We start from the raw sequence: 16,100 nt of genomic DNA, 5'->3' as shown, positions 1-16,100 counted from the left end.
ACGACGACGACCAGTAAGCCGCAGCGCAGCGCTAGCGGGAAAAACTACGCAGGCGGCGGCGTCAAGCCGCCGCCCGCGCCGATTCGACTTACCGCGCGCGGCTTGAGGCCGGCGCGTTCTGACGCATTCCGAAGATGAGACTTGTGAAGTTTCGCCTGCCACGCACCGTGTGGTCGGTTTCGCGCCAGCCGGCGCTGACGGCCGGCGCCGCATGGCTTACCGCGCTGAGCTTGTGCCTGAGTTTGAATGCGGCTTCGGTGCAGGCGAAGCCTTCGATCGCGCAATACGACGAGCCTAAATACCCGGCTGATTTCAGCCACTTCGACTACGCGAATCCCGACGCGCCGGCCACGGGCTCGCTCAGCTTCGAAAACTATAACGAACTGCAGACCTACGATTCGCTGAACCCGTTTCTGGTGCGTGGCGCGCCCGCGCCCGACATCCTCAACCTGATGTTCGACACGCTGATGCAGCGTAGCTGGGACGAGCTGGCCTCCGAATATCCGTTAATCGCGAACGACGTAGAGGTGGCGCCGGATCTGACGTCAGCGACGTTCCATATCAATCCTGCCGCACGCTTTTCGAACGGCGACCCGATCACCGCTGCGGACGTCAAATATTCATACGACACGCTGACAAGTCCGCAGGCGTCGCCGCTTTTCAACGCGCAGTTCTCGATCATCAAAAGCGCGACGGTGATCGACAGGGGCACGATCCGTTTCGATTTCAAGCATGCCGAACGCGATGCGCCGCTGATTGCCGGCGACCTGCCGATCTTTTCTCCGAAGTGGGGCGTGCAGCCCAACGGCAAGCGTCTGCCATTCGACCAGATCTCTTCCATGCCACCGATCAGCAGCGGTGCCTATCTGATCGAGGGACGCAAAAACGACAAGCAGATCACGTATCGCCGCAACCTTGACTACTGGGCCGCGAATCTGCCGTCGCGACGCGGCATGTTCCGTTTCGAGCGCATCACGTTCAACCTGTACCGCGACCACTACACGCAACTCGAAGCCTTCAAGGCGGGCGATGCGGACGTTGTCGTCGAATACAGCGCGACGCAGTGGGCGCGCAAATATGTCGGCAAGAACTTCGACAACGGACTGCTGAAGAAAGGCGAATTCGCCGACGGTCCCGCGCAGATGCAGGGCATGCTGATGAATATACGCAAGCCGATGTTCCAGGACCCCCGCGTGCGCCATGCCCTGACGCTGGCATTCGACTACGACTGGATGAACCGGATGATGTTCTATGGTCAATACCGGCGCACCAGTAGCTACTTCGAGGCAAGTCCGTTCGGCGCAACCGGTATGCCGGGTGAGAAGGAACTGGCGCTGCTCGAACCGCTGCGTGGCAGCGTGCCGCCAGAAGTGTTCGGTCCCATGCTCAAACAACCCGACACGATTCCACCGAATTCCCTGCGCGGTAATTTGCGCGTCGCGCGCGATCTGCTCGCACAAGCTGGCTGGCACTATCGCGACGGTGCACTGCGCGATGCCAAAGGTACGCCGATGACAATCGAGATCATGGACGACCAGCCCGGCATGGATCGTCTGATCCTGCCGTATATGCAGGCGCTCGGCATGCTCGGCATTCAAGCCCATATGCGCGAAATCGACAGCGCGTTGTACCAGAAGCGTCTGGATAATTTCGAGTACGACATGACCACCTTCATCTATCCGCCGGTCACGATTCCGGGCGCCGAACTGACGCGCCGCTTCGGCAGTGCGGCGGCATCCGAAGTCGGCTCCGAGAACTATCCCGGCATCCGTTCGAAGGCGGTCGATTCGTTGATTCACTCCGCGCTCACCGCCACCAATCTCGACGATCTGGAAGCCGCGACCCGTGCGCTGGATCGCGTGTTGATCTATTCGTTTTACCTGGTTCCGGAGTACTACGCGCCGGGCGCGCGCATTGGCTACAAGACTACCCTCGGCTTCCCGAAGACCGTGCCGAATTCCTACCAGTACGAAGACTGGGTCATCGACTACTGGTACGTAAAAGCGCCGGGCGCACAAGCGACACAGAAACTCCAGGCCGTGCAATCCGCGAGTTCAGCCACGGCAACGGCCCACTGAGGAACACCATGCTCGCCTACATTCTCAGACGATTGCTGTTGATGGTGCCGACGCTGCTCGGCGTGGTCACGCTGACCTTTGTCGTCACGCAGTTCGTGCCGGGTGGGCCGGTCGAACAGGTGATGACGCAACTCCGCCACGGCGCTGGCCGTGGCGGAGAGGCGGGGTCGGGTGGCGGCGGCTATCACGGCAGCCAGGGTGTCGATCCGCAGCAACTCGAACAGATCAAGAAGCAATTCGGCTTCGACAAGCCACCGCTCGAGCGCTATGTCCTGATGCTCAAGCGCTATGCGACCTTCGATCTCGGCCAATCCTACTATCAGCATGACAGCGTGTGGGAGGTCATCAAATCGAAGCTGCCGGTGTCGATCACGCTCGGCTTATGGACCGTGATGCTCACCTATCTGATATCGGTGCCGTTGGGCATTGCGAAAGCGGTGCGCAACGGCTCGCGCTTCGATACCGTGACCAGTGTGCTGGTACTTGCCGGCTATGCGATTCCCGGCTTCGTGCTGGGCGTGCTGCTGCTGATGCTGTTCGGCGGCGGCACCTTCTGGCAGGTGTTTCCGATGCGCGGCCTGACCTCGGATAACTTCAACGACCTCAGTGCGTTCGGCAAGCTACTCGATTATTTGTGGCACATCGTGTTGCCGGTTACCGCTTCGGTGGTGGGCAACTTCGCGATCGTCACGATCCTGACCAAGAACACCTTCCTCGAGGAGATAGGACGTCAATACGTATTGACTGCACGCGCCAAAGGGGCACCGGAGCGCGACGTGCTGTGGAAACACGTGCTGCGCAATGCCGCGATTCCGCTGCTGACCGGTTTGCCGGCGGCTTTCGTCGGCGCCTTCCTGAACGGCAATCTGTTGATCGAAACCCTGTTCTCGCTCGACGGCATGGGCCAACTTTCGTATGACTCGGTGATTCGCCGTGACTATCCGGTCGTGCTCGGCTCGCTGTTTCTGTTCACGCTGATCGCCCTCGTAACCAAACTCATTGCTGACGTCTGCTATGTCCTCGTCGACCCCCGCATCCAATTCAACCGCCTGGACCGCTGATCAGTCCGGCGCGGCGCACGTGGCGTCGCCGTCTCCCTGGCGGCGCACATGGCTGCGTTTCAAGCGGCAGAGACTCGGTTACTGGAGCCTCGTGATCTTCGTGTCGCTGTTCGTCATCAGCCTGTTCGGCGAGGTGCTGTCCAACGACCGTCCGTTGATCGTCCGCTATGACGGGCACTATTACTTTCCTATCGCCAAAGACTATTCGGAGAAGATTTTCGGCGGCGATTTTCCGGCCCGTGCGAATTACCTCGATCCGTATATCCGTTCGCGGCTCGAATCGAATGGCAACTTCGCGATCTATCCGCCGAATCATTTCCATTACGACACGATCGACTACTTCGCCGCCCATCCATACCCAGCACCGCCCACCCGAAGCAACTGGCTCGGCACGGATCAGTACGGACGCGACGTGCTTGCACGGCTGCTGTATGGTTTCCGGCTCTCGGTGCTGATGGCGCTCGCGCTCACGGTATCCGGCGTTCTGATCGGCGTATTGACCGGCGCGGTGCAGGGCTTCTACGGCGGCCGCACCGATCTGATCGGCCAGCGTCTGATCGAGATATGGAGCTCAATGCCGGACCTGTACCTGCTGATCATCTTCGCGTCGATCTTCGAACCCACGCTATGGCTGCTCTTTATTCTTCTCTCGATGTTCGGCTGGCTCGTGCTCTCCGACTACGTGCGCGCCGAGTTTCTGCGTAACCGTTCGCTGGACTACGTGAGGGCGGCACGCACCATGGGCCTCTCGAACTGGCAGATCATGTGGCGCCATGTGCTGCCGAATAGCCTGACGCCCGTGATCACGTTTCTGCCGTTTCGCATGAGCGCGGCGATTCTGTCGCTGACCAGTCTCGACTTCCTGGGGTTGGGCGTACCGCCGCCCACGCCGAGCCTCGGCGAACTGCTTCAGGAAGGCAAGAACAATCTCGACGCCTGGTGGATTTCGATTTCGGCTTTCGCTGCCCTGGTGATTACGCTGCTGCTGTTGACCTTCATGGGCGACGCATTACGCAATGCGCTCGATACGCGCAAACGCGGTTCGGCCTTCGGTGGAGGTCCGCGATGAGCGAAGCCAAACCAAACCGGCCGTTGCTGGAAATCGATCGCTTCTCCGTGCGGTTCGGCGACAAGATCGCGGTGCATGAACTCAGCCTCTCGATCGCGCGCGGTGAGCGCGTCGCCCTGGTCGGCGAATCGGGCTCCGGCAAGAGCGTCACCGCACTGTCGATTCTGCGTCTGGTCGAGCACGCTGATCTCAGTGGCCGCATGCTGCTCGACGGTGAAGATCTGCTGCAGAAAACCGAGCAGCAGATGCGTGGTCTGCGCGGCGCCGACGTGGCGATGGTGTTTCAGGAACCGATGACGGCGCTCAATCCACTCTTCACGATCGGCAAGCAGATCGCTGAAAGTTTGCGCCTGCATGAGGGTTTGCGGCCAAATGCGGCGCGCCAGCGCGGCATCGAGTTGCTCAGGCGCACCGGCATTCCCGAGCCGGAGCGGCGCATCGACAGTTTTCCGCATCAACTGTCCGGCGGCCAGCGGCAGCGCGCGATGATCGCCATGGCGCTGGCGTGCCGGCCACGTCTGCTGCTTGCCGACGAACCGACCACCGCGCTCGACGTCACCGTGCGTCAGCAGATCGTCGATCTATTGATCGCGTTGCAGGAGCAGGAAGCGGCCGAGCGTGGCATGGCCGTGCTGCTGATCACGCATGACCTGAATCTGGTGAAGCGTTTCGCGCAACGCGTCGCGGTGATGGAAAAGGGCGTGCTAGTCGAAACCAATACGACTGAAGCGCTGTTCTCCAACCCACAGCATCCCTACACGAAGCGCCTGTTGGACAGCGAGCCGCAACGTGCGGTGGAGCCCGTTGAGCCGGATGCGCGGCGTTTGCTCGAAGTGCAAGGGCTCGCCGTCGACTACAGCACCTCTGCGAAGGGCTGGCGCTCCATGTTCGGGCGCTCTACGTTCCGCGCAGTGCACGACGTCGACCTGAGCGTGCGGCGCGGCGAAACGCTCGGCATCGTCGGCGAATCGGGGTCGGGCAAATCGACGCTGGCGGCGACCGTGCTCGGTCTGCAGCAACCGGCCGCCGGGCATATCCATATCGACGGTTTGCCGCTTTCCACGCTGAAAACGGCGCGTTCCCGCCGGGCGTTGTATTCGCGCATGCAAGTCGTGTTTCAGGACCCGTTCGGCTCGTTGTCGCCACGAATGACGGTGGAGCAGATCATCGGCGAAGGCCTGACCATGCATCAGCCCGACATGGACGCCAAGGCGCGGCGCGCACGTGTGGGTGGCTTGCTGGAAGAGGTGGGCATGCCCGCTGACGCAATGCTGCGCTATCCGCACGAGTTTTCCGGCGGCCAGCGCCAGCGTATAGCGATTGCGCGTGCGCTCGCGGTCGAGCCTGAATTGCTGGTGCTCGATGAACCGACCAGTGCGCTCGATGTATCCATCCAGAAACAGGTGCTGAATCTGCTGACAAATCTGCAGAAAAAGTACAAGCTAAGCTATTTGTTCATTACGCACGATCTGGCGGTGATGCGAGCTATGGCGCATCGTGTGATCGTGATGAAGTCAGGACGCATCGTCGAAGCCGGCGACACACTCGATGTGTTGCACGCGCCGTCGCATCCTTATACCCAGTCGCTGCTCGCGTCGTCGCTGATCGTGTCGCCGGCGGGTGCGGCAAAGACTCCTACGGGAACCGTTAATGATTGACGAACGTTGGGCGCAAGCCGCCGGGTCGCTTACGAGCCGCGCGGCGTTCTGGTCGCTGCGCATTGTCGATGAACAGATCGACGATCACGAGATCCGCAACGACATCGCGCAACCCATGCGCACGGTGCGCGATCGCGGCGCGATGCTGATCGCATGGGTGGGCGCGGGCGCAGGCTATGCGGCCACCGCGAATCTGAGTGCCGCCGGCTTGCAGGAAGCGCTGGATCTCGCCACGGCCCGTGCGGAAGCGAGCGCAGCCTTGTCGCTGATCGACCATCGCGAGGTAGTGCGTCCTGCCATGAGCGGCCACTATGTGTCGCCGAACGCGCAGCTTGCGTTGCCGAGCCGCGCCGAATGGTTGGACCGTTTGAGCGTGGAATGCGCGGGTGCGAATCTCGATGCACGCATTGTCGAACGCGTCGCGGCCGTGCAGATCACGCTAACCGATCAGCTCTACATCACCAGCGACGGCGTGCGCATCGATCAACAGTTCCAGTTCGTGATGCCGCAATTGAGCGTGGCCGCCCACGCGGACGGCGATACGCAGGTGCGTACCCTCGGTGGCAACTACGGCACGTTGGGACAGGGCGGCATGGAAGTGCTGACACGCTTCGGCTTCGACGGCTCGGGTGCGCGTGTCGCCCATGAAGCGCTGCAATTGCTGGCCGCGCCGAATTGCCCGTCAGGCAAGCGCGATTTGCTGCTGATGCCCGATCAGATGATGCTGCAGATTCACGAATCGATCGGCCATCCGCTCGAACTCGATCGTATCCTCGGCGACGAGCGCAACTTTGCCGGCTGGAGCTTCGTCAAGAAGGAAATGTTCGGCTCATATCGCTACGGCTCGGAACTGCTGAACGTGACTTTCGACCCGGAACTGCGCGAGGAAGCCGCCACGTACGCATTCGACGACGACGGCACTGAAGCGAAAAAGCAGTATCTGATCCGCGATGGCGTGCTCGAACGTCCGCTCGGCGGCGCGCTTTCGCAGCAACGCGCGCATATGGCGGGCGTGGCGAATTCGCGCGCGTCGAACTGGAACCGCCCGCCGATCGACCGGATGGCGAATCTGAACATCGAGCCCGGCGAGAGTTCTCTGGAGCAGATGATCGGCAACATCGAACATGGCATTCTGATGCGCACCAACACGTCCTGGTCGATCGACGACCATCGCAACAAATTCCAGTTCGGCTGCGAGTTCGGTCAACTGATCGAAAACGGCAAGCTCACCCAGGTCGTCAAACAGCCGAATTATCGCGGCATTTCGGCGAATTTCTGGCGCAGCCTGAGCGCGGTGGGGAATGCGGATACGCGCGAGGTGTACGGCACATCCATGTGCGGCAAGGGTGAACCGGCACAGATCATTCGCGTCGGCCATGCCTCGCCGGCTTGCGTGTTTAGCAACATCGACGTGTTCGGAGGCGCCTGATGAGTCAATTCATGTCCTCGCGCGCCGCTACGTCGATCGACTGGCAGCAGCATTTCACGTCGCTGGCCGATGCCATCGAACGCTTGCAGCAAGGCGCGGAAATCACGCTGAGTTCATTTGCCGGCGAACAGTCCGACTTTATCCGCTTCAACTCGGGCAAGGTGCGGCAGATCGGCAGCGTGTCGCAAGGCAAGCTGACCTTGCGTTTGATCGACGGCGCGCGCCAGGCTTATTCGACGCTGACCGTCTGCGGCGATCTGCAACAGGATCTGGACGACGTGAACTCGGCGCTCGCCACCTTGCGTGAAAGCCTGCGCGGCGCGGCGGACGACCCGCATCTATTGTTCGACACGTCGCAATGGCAGCGCACCACGCAACGTTCGGGCAAGCTGCCGGAGCCGGACAGCTTGTTGCGCACCGTTGCCGAATGCGCGCAAGGGCTGGATTTCGTGGGCTTTTACGCGGGCGGCACGATCGTGCGCGGCTTTGCGTCCACGAACGGCAGTCGCGGCTGGTACGAAGTCGATAACTTCAATTTTAGCTGGTCGCTATACGACCCGAGCGGCCGCGCGATCAAAACGACATACGCGGGCGACGACTGGAGCGACGCAGTTTTCGCGCACAAGGTTGAGCAGGCCGCAACGCGTCTCCCGGTGTTCGCGCGCACGCCGCGCACCTTGGCGCCGGGGCGTTATCGTTCGTATCTCGCGCCCGCAGCGCTCGCGGAACTGCTTGGCGTGGCGGCATGGAGCGGTTTCTCCGCACGTGCCCAGGCCACGTCGCGCAGTGAGTTGTACAAGCTGCATGTGGGAGAAATCGTAGTCGACCCGCGCGTCACGATCAGCGAAGATCTGAATCTCGGCATTACACCCGGCTTCAACGGCGACGGCTATTTGCGCGAGAGCGTCCCGCTGATTCAGGCCGGCCGCAGTGCCGAACGCCTGACCAATGCGCGCAGCGCGCGCGAGTACGGTTTGACGCCCAACGGCGCGCTGGCGAACGAGTCGCCGGCGGCGCTCTCGATGGAAGCGGGCGATCTGCCGGAAGAGGACGTGCTGGCGAAACTCGATACCGGTCTCTACATCGGCAATCTCTGGTACGTGAATTTCTCGGACCGGATGAATTGCCGCCTGACCGGCATGACGCGCTTTGCAACCTTCTGGGTCGAGAACGGGCAGATCGTCGCGCCGCTCGAAGCCATGCGTTTCGACGATAGCCTGTACCGCGTGCTCGGTAGTGAACTTGAACAACTCGGCGCGCAAGCGGAATTGCTATTGAGCGACTCGACATGGGGCGAGCGTGCCACGGGCGGCATGCAATTACCCGGCATTCTGACGAGGTCATTCGAATTGACGTTATGAGCCTATGAATCAAGACATAAGAACAAAATCAAATTCTGAGAGCTTGCCCGAGGGCCTGACGCTGCGCGCGTCGCTCGGCATTGGTGTACACGACGCATGGCACCGGCGCGGCATCGGTAGTGCGCTGATGACCGAACTGATCGATCTGGCCGATAACTGGCCGGCAATCCCGCCGTACCGCAAGTTCGGCTTTGTCGAAGAAGGCCGCTCGCGCGGTTTTGCATTGCGCGACGGCATACTGGCCGACATGCTGCATATGGCCCGCCTCGTTGACGCGCCGCGTCTCCAGACAATCTGAACGGATTTCTTGCGTGCCATTTTTCTTCATCGACCGCCCGGTTTTCGCATGGATTGTTGCGCTCGCCATTGTCGTGGCGGGCGCGCTTGCCATTCCGCAACTGCCGGTAGCGCAGTATCCGCGTCTTGCGCCGCCGCGCATCGTGATCAGCGCCATCTATCCGGGGGCTGCCACTGAAGTGGTCGATGCGAACGTCGGCAGCATCATCGAGGAGAGTCTCGACGGCGCCGACAATATGCTGTACTACGAAACGACCAGCGACAACCTCGGCAATCTCGAGATCGACGCGACCTTCGCGCCGGGCACCAATCCGGATCTCGCGCTGGTCGACATCCAGAACCGTCTCAAGCAGGTCGAGCCGCGCTTGCCGCAACAGGTCGTGCAGCAGGGCATCAGCGTTTTCAAGGCGGCCAATACGTTTCTGATGCTGGTCGCGCTGACATCCACGGATGGCTCGCGCGATTCCGTGCAATTGAGCGACTACCTGAGCCGTTACGTGTTGCGCGAACTGAAGCGCGCGCCGGGCGTGGGCGCGGCAGAGTTGTGGGACGCCGACGAAGCATTGCGCATCTGGCTCGATCCGATGAAGCTGCGCGAGTACGGCCTCGGCGCCGCGGAAGTGAACGCCGCGATCGCTGCGCAGAACGCCACGGTAACGGCCGGCACGCTGGGCGACGCACCGTTCGTTCCGGGGCAGCAATTGACGGCCTCGGTGAGCGTGAAGGGACAACTGATCTCGCCCGCCGAATTCGGCCAGATCGTGCTGAAGGCGCTGCCAGACGGCTCGGCGGTGCGCTTGCGGGACGTCGCGCGGGTCGAACTGGGACGCGACAACTACTCGTTCTACTCCCGCCTGAACGGCAAGACCGCGGCGACCGTCGGTATTCAACTCGGGCCGCGCGGCAATGCGCTCGAGACGTCCAACGCGATCCGCGCGCGGCTTGCCGAACTATCGAAAGGCTTGCCGCCGGGCGTTGCCGTCGAAATTCCGTTCGACAACGCGCATTTCGTGAAGATTGCGATTCGCGAGGTGCTCGTCACGCTGGCGGAAGCCGTGGTGCTGGTGTTCTTCGTGATGTGGCTGTTCCTGCGCGATCTGCGCTACACACTGGTGCCGACGGTGGTGATTCCGGTCACGCTGATGGGCGCGTTTCTCGCGATGTACGCCTGCGGCCTGTCGATCAATGTGTTCACGATGTTCGGCCTTGTTCTGGCAATCGGGATTCTCGTCGACGATGCGATCGTGGTGGTGGAGAGCGTGCATCGCGTGATGGAAGAGGAGGGCCTGCCGCCGCGCGAGGCCACCCGTAAGGCGATGACGCAGATCGGCGGCGCGATCGTCGGCGTGACCGCGGTGCTGACCGCCGTGTTCGTGCCGATGGCGTTCTTTCCGGGCGGTGTCGGCGGTATTTACCGTCAATTCGCGGTGTCGATGATCGCGTCGATGCTGGTGTCGTCGTTCATGGCGTTGTCGTTGACGCCCGCGCTATGCGCGAATCTGCTGAAAGCGCACAAGCACCCGGTGAGTCAACGCGATGCCCGCCGTGGCCTGCTCGGCTTCGCGGCGCGAGCGGCGAGCCGCTTCACGACCGGTTTCGATCGGGCCGCGAGCGGCTATCGCGGGCTGACCGCGCGTACGCTGCGCCGTATCGGCCCGATGCTGGCGATCTATGCCGTGCTGGTCGGCGCGTGCGCCGCGCTCTATTGGCAGATGCCCGGTGGCTTTTTGCCGAGCGAAGATGAAGGCCAGTTGCAGGTGATGGTGCAATTGCCGGCCGGCGCGACGCAGGCCCGTACGCTCGCGGTGGTCCAGCGAATGGAAACGATCCTGCGCGCCGAACCCGCCGTCGCGCACGTCACCAGTGTGATCGGCTGGAGTTTTACCGGTAGCGGTCAGAACGTGGCGATGGGCTTCGTCGAATTGAAAGACTGGGGCAAGCGCAATACCGATGCGATGGCCTTGCGCGAGCGGCTCAACGAGAAGTTCGACAAGATTCTCGACGGCAATGTGGAGGCGCACTTGCCGCCTTCCGTGCCGGGACTCGGGCATTCGGACGGCTTCGTGTTCCGGCTTGAAGACCGCGGCGGAGTCGGGCTGGATGCGCTGAAGGCCGCGCGCGAGCAACTGTTCGCGCAGGCCAAGGCGAACCCGGTGCTGGCTTCCGTGCATTCGGAGAATCTGCCGGATGCGCCGCGCGTCGAACTCGTCATCGATCGTGCGAAAGCGTATGCGCTCGGCGTGCCGTTCGACCGCATCACCGATGTGCTGGGCAGCACCTTCGGCTCGACCTACATCGACGACTTTCCTACCGGTGGCCGGATGCGCCGCGTGATGATTTCCGCCGACGCCGCCACGCGGATGACCGAGGACGATCTGATGGCGCTGGCCGTGCCGAACTCGTCCGGCGGCATGGTGCCCTTATCCGCGATTGCGTCACGTCATTGGAGCATCGGTCCGGTGATGCTGACGCGCTATAACGGCTATCCGTCGCTCGACGTGAGCGGCCACGCTGCGCCCGGCTACAGTTCGGGCGCGGCAATGGCGGAGATGGAGCGGCTCGCTGCTTCGCTGCCGGTCGGGGTCTCGTATGACTGGGTCGACGCGGCGCGTGAAGAAACCGCGGCGGCACAGCTCACGCCGTTGCTGATCGGCCTGTCGCTGCTGGCCGTGTTCATGGCGCTCGCTGCCTTGTACGAAAGCTGGGCGATCCCGCTTGCCGTGCTGATGGTCGTGCCGCTCGGCGTGATCGGCGCAATCGCTGCGATGCTGCTGCGGGGCATGCCAAACGACGTGTACTTCAAGGTTGGCATGATTACGGTGATCGGCCTCGCGGCGAAGAACGCGATTCTGATCGTGCAGTTCGCACGCGATCTGTATCGCCGCGGCCTGCCGTTGACGCGCGCCGTGACCGAAGCGGCCGCCGCGCGCTTCCGGCCGATCGTGATGACTTCGGCAGCATTCCTGTTGGGCGTCGTGCCGCTGGTGGTGTCGAGCGGTGCGGGCGCGGAAAGCCGTCGCTCGATCGGCACCGGTGTGTTCGGCGGGGTGCTGGCGGCCACGCTGTTTGGCCTCGTGTTCGCCCCGGTCGCGTTTCATGCGGTCGCCTCGCTAACGTATAGCAAACGGCGGCTTGCCGAGTTGCGCCGTAAGCGTGACGAGCGGCGCGCACGACGGCAGCCGAGCGAAAGCGGCCAGTTGACGAACGGCCGATAGGGCTACGATGCTCACGCCGCGCGTGGGCACCACCGTCGTCAGTGTCGAGCACGGCGTTCAGCCGGCCGGCTGATTCACTGCTTGCGCGGGCGCTGCACTGCCCAGCGTTCGCGAATCGGCTGATTCAGCCGATTCAGTTGAGCATGCCGTGTACTTCGAGCGAGGCTTCCAGTTGCTGCGTCAACGCGTGATGCAGCCTCGCGAGGCTCGCGGTGGGGAGCGCGAAGCCGGCCCAGCCCAGACCGGAATGCCGCAGGAACAGTACGGCGCCGTCGTCCAGCGGATGCTTTTCGGTGTGCCAGCATGGATCGATTTCAATCACGTACTGATGGGTGCGCAGCGGTTCCTTCGGCACTTCCGGGCGCATCGTGGCGCGCATCGCGCTGAGGTGCTCGATCACGGCATCCAGATCGGCCGCTTCGAGCAGTACCGCACGGTCCTCGATGGCGATGCGAACCGCGTTCTGTCCGTATTCGTTGACTCTCTCGATGCTCATGGGGCGCGACATATCTCTGCTCCTTGCTGCTCTTACGGTACGCAAATTATGGCGCCGCCTCTCTTAACCAAGTCTTAAAGAGAACGATCAAGGGATGAAACTTTGTTTAAGGAAACCGCCTGGCACGATTTGCGCTGCAGCATGGAATCGTCTGATGTTCTCCCGGTATGCAGGCCGATGACAAGCGCATTTGGTCATACGTATAAGAAGCCGGATGTTTCAATATAGAAACATTTTTAATCGAATGAGAATGCAGGGTCGAAATGCTTAATCTTGAATGTTTCAATAAATGTGCGGTTTGCCACATTGGCACTGTCGATAAATTCCAGATTTGCGAATAAAGCCAGATTGAATGTTCATTATTTGCGAGGTTTCGAGTTCACGTTTGAAACATTTTTCGTATGTGATTTCGGTGAATCGCCGTCGCGAATTCGACGCTTCACGATGAGTTGCCGCAACGGCGCTGTAGGCTTGAGTGCGGCTCTGTGCAAGGTGTTGCGGTCTTCGGGCGGTCGTCAGGCCGCTATGGCCTGTCGCTATGCCGGCTCATATGCCGAAAGTCATATGAAACACACAATAATGGTTTTCGTCATACATTGAATTTCTCGATGCGGATTTGTTTTTCAAATTTACTATGGCGCGGCATTCGGCTAACATCACGCATAATCCGTTAAGCGGCGTTGCCGGTGGTTTTCATCCGCCGTAATTCAATTCGTCCATATCGTCCGGCAGACGGGGCAGCGGGGTCCACAATGTACGACAGCTTGGGGAAAGATCATGCCGCACTTGCATCTGGATACTGCGAGGATTACCTGGTTACATACGCCAACGCTAAACGTGCGTAGCGCAGCGCGGCGAATCGGCGTGTTGCTGTTCGACGGCTTCTGGCTGCTCGGGCCTGGCACAGTGGTCGAGATGTTCCAGACCGCCAACGAACTCTCGGGCTCGCGGGCTGGCGAAGAGCCGCCTTACGAAGTGCAGTTTCTGTCGATGGACGGAGGCAGCGTTGCGAGTTCTTCGTCGGCGCGGATCTGGACTGACCGCATCGACACACGTTATGGCAGCGGTTTCGACGTGCTCTTCATCGCAGGCGGCTACGGCGCACATGAGGCCGCACTCGACGAACGCTTGCTGGGCTGGTTGCGATCGGTGCAAACGCGAACCCGTGCGATCGAGACGATCGGCGAGGGCCGTCTCGTTCTGGAAGCAGCGGGTCCCGCGGAGCATGACGGTCTGCAGGTGAATCGCTATCTGGGCAGCGCCACGGCCGATGCCGTGCGCAGCGCCGCCAACGATCGTAACGACTGCGCGCGCAGCGCGCTGATGTTCATCAAGCGCGATCTTGGCGCGGAACTCGCGCGCAGCGTCGCCGATCGGGTGATGCCGGGCATGGCCGCCACCTGGGTGCCGCTGCAGGCTGAAGGCGGCACACTCAGCGTCGCCGAGAAAATCCGTGCCGCCGCGCGCTGGATGGAGGCGAATTGCGATCGTCCGGTGTCGGTTGCCGACGCAGCGCAAGTGGCGGCGATGAGCGAGCGCAATTTTCTGCGGCGCTTCAAGCATGAAATGCAGGTCACGCCTTCTGACTATCTGCTCCAGGTGAGGCTGCGTATTGCCTGCAACTTCCTGACCGAAACAGAATTACCGGTCGATAAGATAGCGCGCCGCAGCGGCACCGGCAACGGCGACCGCCTCGCGAAGATATTCCGCAAGCGTATGGCGCTGTCGCCCACCGAATATCGCGCGCGCAGCCGGGTGGCGACCGAGGCGTAATCTTGAGCAGGCGCCGTGCAGACGGTGCAACTCAGGGTGCAATTCAGAGCGGATGGGTGCGTGTGCAGCGGGGTGTGCAACGGCGTATGCACCGGTGCGCGCGTCGGCGGTCGCGTTTTCTCCTGGCGGGCTTCTTACGAGCACAGTGGCCATGGGCAACAAGGTAATGGCGACAGCATTGCCGGAGGTGAAACTCATCGAGCCCGAGGTGTTTTGCGACGAATTTGGCTTCTGCTTCGAGAGCTTCAGCGCGGATGAGTTTACCGACGACGTCTCGCAAGGTTTCAATTTCGTGCAAGACCGTCATTTACGGGCAGTGCGTGGCGTGTTGCGCGGCTTGCACTATCAGGTGCATCGGCCGCAAGGTCGGCTCGTGCGCGTGGTGGTGGGGGAGGTGTTCGACGTCGCCGTGGACGTGCGGCTCAATTCGCCGACCTTCGGCAAGTGGAGCGGCGAACACCTGAGCGCGGTCAATCATCGGCAGATGTGGGTGCCGCCGGGCTTCGCACACGGTTTCGTCGTGCTGTCCGATGTCGCCGAATGCCTGTGGAAGACCACTGAATACTGGTTCCCGGAACTCGAGCGCTGCATCTTGTGGAGCGATCCCGACATCGGCATCGAGTGGCCGATCGAAATCGAGCCGGTCCTCGGCGCGAAGGACGCAGCGGGCCGGCGTCTTTACGAAGCGGAAAATATCGCCTGAGCGCTGCGCAAGCACACGCAGCGGTTCAACGCCGTTCAGCGTGTCGCCACCACGGCGCCCACGCTCGCCGCAACCACCAGCAGCGTGCCTGCGATCTGCAAGACGCCCATCGGCTGATGCAGCACCACGAAGCCAGCCAGCGCGCCGATCGCGGGCTCGACACTCATCAGTATCCCGAACGATGAGGCCGGCATGTGCCGCAACGCCACCATTTCCAGCGCATAGGGTAACAGCGGGACCAGCAACGCGAGGCCCGCGGTTGCGGCGATCTGTCCTGCGGCGATGTGTGTGCCGCTTTGCGCAAAGCCAAACGGCGTGGCAACCAGTGCCGCTGCGATCAGCGACACCGACAATCCTTCAAGGCCGGCGAACACCGTGCCGATCTTTTTCATCAACACGATATAGCTGCCCCAGCCGAGCGCGGCCCCGAACGCGAGCAGCACGCCCAGCGGCTCGCCGATCCAGCCCGCGCGATCACGCGAGAGCAGCAGCACGCCGGCAATCGCCAGGGCCGGCCACAGTACTGCTCGCGCGCGGCGCACCGCGAAAGTCGCTACGGCGAGCGGTCCAAGAAAATCGATCGCGACGGCGAGCCCCAATGGAATCCGCTGCAGCGCCGCGAAAAAGCACAACGTCATGCCGGCCATCGCGGCCCCCAGCGCACCGGCCGCGAGCCAATGCGAGCGCGAGTAGGTGAAGAAACGCGGGCGCACCAGCAACGCAAGCACGACGGCCGCCCAGCAAAGACGCAACCAGGTGGTGCTGAGCGAGCCGTACTCAGCCATTGTCGGCGCGGAGAGCGCGGCGCCGAACTGCACGCTCGACATCGACAGCACGCACAGGAGCGCTGCGCCGGCTGCGGCACTGACGGGCTTCACTGAAGCTGGTGTTGGCACTGGATTCAGCGCGGGTTTGATGGTGGTGTCCTGCATCTTGGCCTCGTGACCGCTTTTCGGATGG

At 62.0% G+C, this 16,100-nt stretch carries 11 protein-coding genes and 1 pseudogene; 10 read left to right on the top strand and 2 right to left on the bottom strand.

Annotated elements, in window-relative coordinates; translation table 11 throughout:
* Positions 1-134: 134 nt before the first annotated feature.
* From P3T25_RS38300 to P3T25_RS38265, 8 genes and pseudogenes are all read left to right on the top strand, one after another.
* Complete coding sequence (locus P3T25_RS38300) at positions 135-2,078, top strand: extracellular solute-binding protein (protein WP_429362334.1); 1,944 nt, start codon at positions 135-137, stop codon at positions 2,076-2,078.
* Between the two features lie 8 nt (positions 2,079-2,086).
* Positions 2,087-3,139: a microcin C ABC transporter permease YejB gene (locus P3T25_RS38295; RefSeq protein ID WP_097391967.1), complete on the top strand. Its 1,053-nt coding sequence runs from the start codon at positions 2,087-2,089 to the stop codon at positions 3,137-3,139.
* Entirely contained in the window at positions 3,093-4,208 is a 1,116-nt protein-coding gene (locus P3T25_RS38290; RefSeq protein ID WP_408265304.1) for an ABC transporter permease, read from the top strand. The genes P3T25_RS38295 and P3T25_RS38290 overlap by 47 nt, the downstream gene beginning before the upstream one ends.
* Positions 4,205-5,866, top strand: coding sequence for an ABC transporter ATP-binding protein (locus tag P3T25_RS38285; protein WP_266261514.1), 1,662 nt, complete (start codon positions 4,205-4,207; stop codon positions 5,864-5,866). Before P3T25_RS38290 ends, P3T25_RS38285 begins: the two co-directional genes overlap by 4 nt.
* Complete coding sequence (locus P3T25_RS38280; protein WP_429362331.1) at positions 5,859-7,295, top strand: TldD/PmbA family protein; 1,437 nt, start codon at positions 5,859-5,861, stop codon at positions 7,293-7,295. Before P3T25_RS38285 ends, P3T25_RS38280 begins: the two co-directional genes overlap by 8 nt.
* A complete protein-coding gene (locus P3T25_RS38275) occupies positions 7,295-8,656 on the top strand; it encodes a TldD/PmbA family protein (protein ID WP_429362329.1) in 1,362 nt (453 codons plus the stop codon). The genes P3T25_RS38280 and P3T25_RS38275 overlap by 1 nt, the downstream gene beginning before the upstream one ends.
* A 67-nt stretch (positions 8,657-8,723) precedes the next feature.
* A pseudogene (locus P3T25_RS38270) lies at positions 8,724-8,954 on the top strand (GNAT family N-acetyltransferase); the annotation flags it as partial.
* 13 nt (positions 8,955-8,967) lie between these two features.
* Positions 8,968-12,168 (top strand): multidrug efflux RND transporter permease subunit, encoded by a 3,201-nt coding sequence (locus P3T25_RS38265; RefSeq protein WP_429362327.1) that lies wholly within the window; start codon positions 8,968-8,970, stop codon positions 12,166-12,168.
* Between the two features lie 133 nt (positions 12,169-12,301).
* Here the strand turns inward: P3T25_RS38265 and P3T25_RS38260 are convergent, their stop codons facing one another.
* Complete coding sequence (locus tag P3T25_RS38260) at positions 12,302-12,676, bottom strand: hypothetical protein (protein WP_154564247.1); 375 nt, start codon at positions 12,674-12,676, stop codon at positions 12,302-12,304.
* 765 nt (positions 12,677-13,441) lie between these two features.
* On the opposite strand from P3T25_RS38260, the gene P3T25_RS38255 reads away from it, so the two are divergent.
* Together P3T25_RS38255 and rfbC are read left to right on the top strand one after the other, a co-directional pair.
* A complete protein-coding gene (locus P3T25_RS38255; RefSeq protein ID WP_154564245.1) occupies positions 13,442-14,437 on the top strand; it encodes a GlxA family transcriptional regulator in 996 nt (331 codons plus the stop codon).
* Positions 14,438-14,588: 151 nt separating this feature from the next.
* Positions 14,589-15,140 (top strand): dTDP-4-dehydrorhamnose 3,5-epimerase, encoded by a 552-nt coding sequence (rfbC, locus tag P3T25_RS38250; protein ID WP_154564243.1) that lies wholly within the window; start codon positions 14,589-14,591, stop codon positions 15,138-15,140.
* A gap of 35 nt (positions 15,141-15,175) precedes the next feature.
* On the opposite strand, the gene P3T25_RS38245 is transcribed toward rfbC, so the two are convergent.
* Positions 15,176-16,072 carry an EamA family transporter gene (locus tag P3T25_RS38245; RefSeq protein ID WP_154564241.1) on the bottom strand — a complete coding sequence of 299 codons (897 nt, stop codon included), beginning with the start codon at positions 16,070-16,072 and terminating at the stop codon, positions 15,176-15,178.
* Between the last annotated feature and the right edge of the window lie 28 nt (positions 16,073-16,100).

The sequence above is a fragment of the Paraburkholderia sp. GAS32 genome, from assembly GCF_050434225.1.
GTDB lineage: Bacteria > Pseudomonadota > Gammaproteobacteria > Burkholderiales > Burkholderiaceae > Paraburkholderia > Paraburkholderia madseniana.
Note: the sequence above shows the minus strand (reverse complement) of the source record. Positions and strands in the feature narration are given on the sequence as shown.

Excerpts from the sequence above, each read along its gene's own strand:
- P3T25_RS38300 (WP_429362334.1), top strand. The coding sequence starts at position 135 with ATGAGACTTGTGAAGTTTCGCCTGCCACGCACCGTGTGGTCGGTTTCG.
- P3T25_RS38295 (WP_097391967.1), top strand. The coding sequence starts at position 2,087 with ATGCTCGCCTACATTCTCAGACGATTGCTGTTGATGGTGCCGACGCTG.
- P3T25_RS38290 (WP_408265304.1), top strand. The coding sequence starts at position 3,093 with ATGTCCTCGTCGACCCCCGCATCCAATTCAACCGCCTGGACCGCTGAT.
- P3T25_RS38285 (WP_266261514.1), top strand. The coding sequence starts at position 4,205 with ATGAGCGAAGCCAAACCAAACCGGCCGTTGCTGGAAATCGATCGCTTC.
- P3T25_RS38280 (WP_429362331.1), top strand. The coding sequence starts at position 5,859 with ATGATTGACGAACGTTGGGCGCAAGCCGCCGGGTCGCTTACGAGCCGC.
- P3T25_RS38275 (WP_429362329.1), top strand. The coding sequence starts at position 7,295 with ATGAGTCAATTCATGTCCTCGCGCGCCGCTACGTCGATCGACTGGCAG.
- P3T25_RS38260 (WP_154564247.1), bottom strand. The coding sequence starts at position 12,676 with ATGTCGCGCCCCATGAGCATCGAGAGAGTCAACGAATACGGACAGAAC.
- P3T25_RS38255 (WP_154564245.1), top strand. The coding sequence starts at position 13,442 with ATGCCGCACTTGCATCTGGATACTGCGAGGATTACCTGGTTACATACG.
- rfbC (WP_154564243.1), top strand. The coding sequence starts at position 14,589 with ATGGGCAACAAGGTAATGGCGACAGCATTGCCGGAGGTGAAACTCATC.
- P3T25_RS38245 (WP_154564241.1), bottom strand. The coding sequence starts at position 16,072 with ATGCAGGACACCACCATCAAACCCGCGCTGAATCCAGTGCCAACACCA.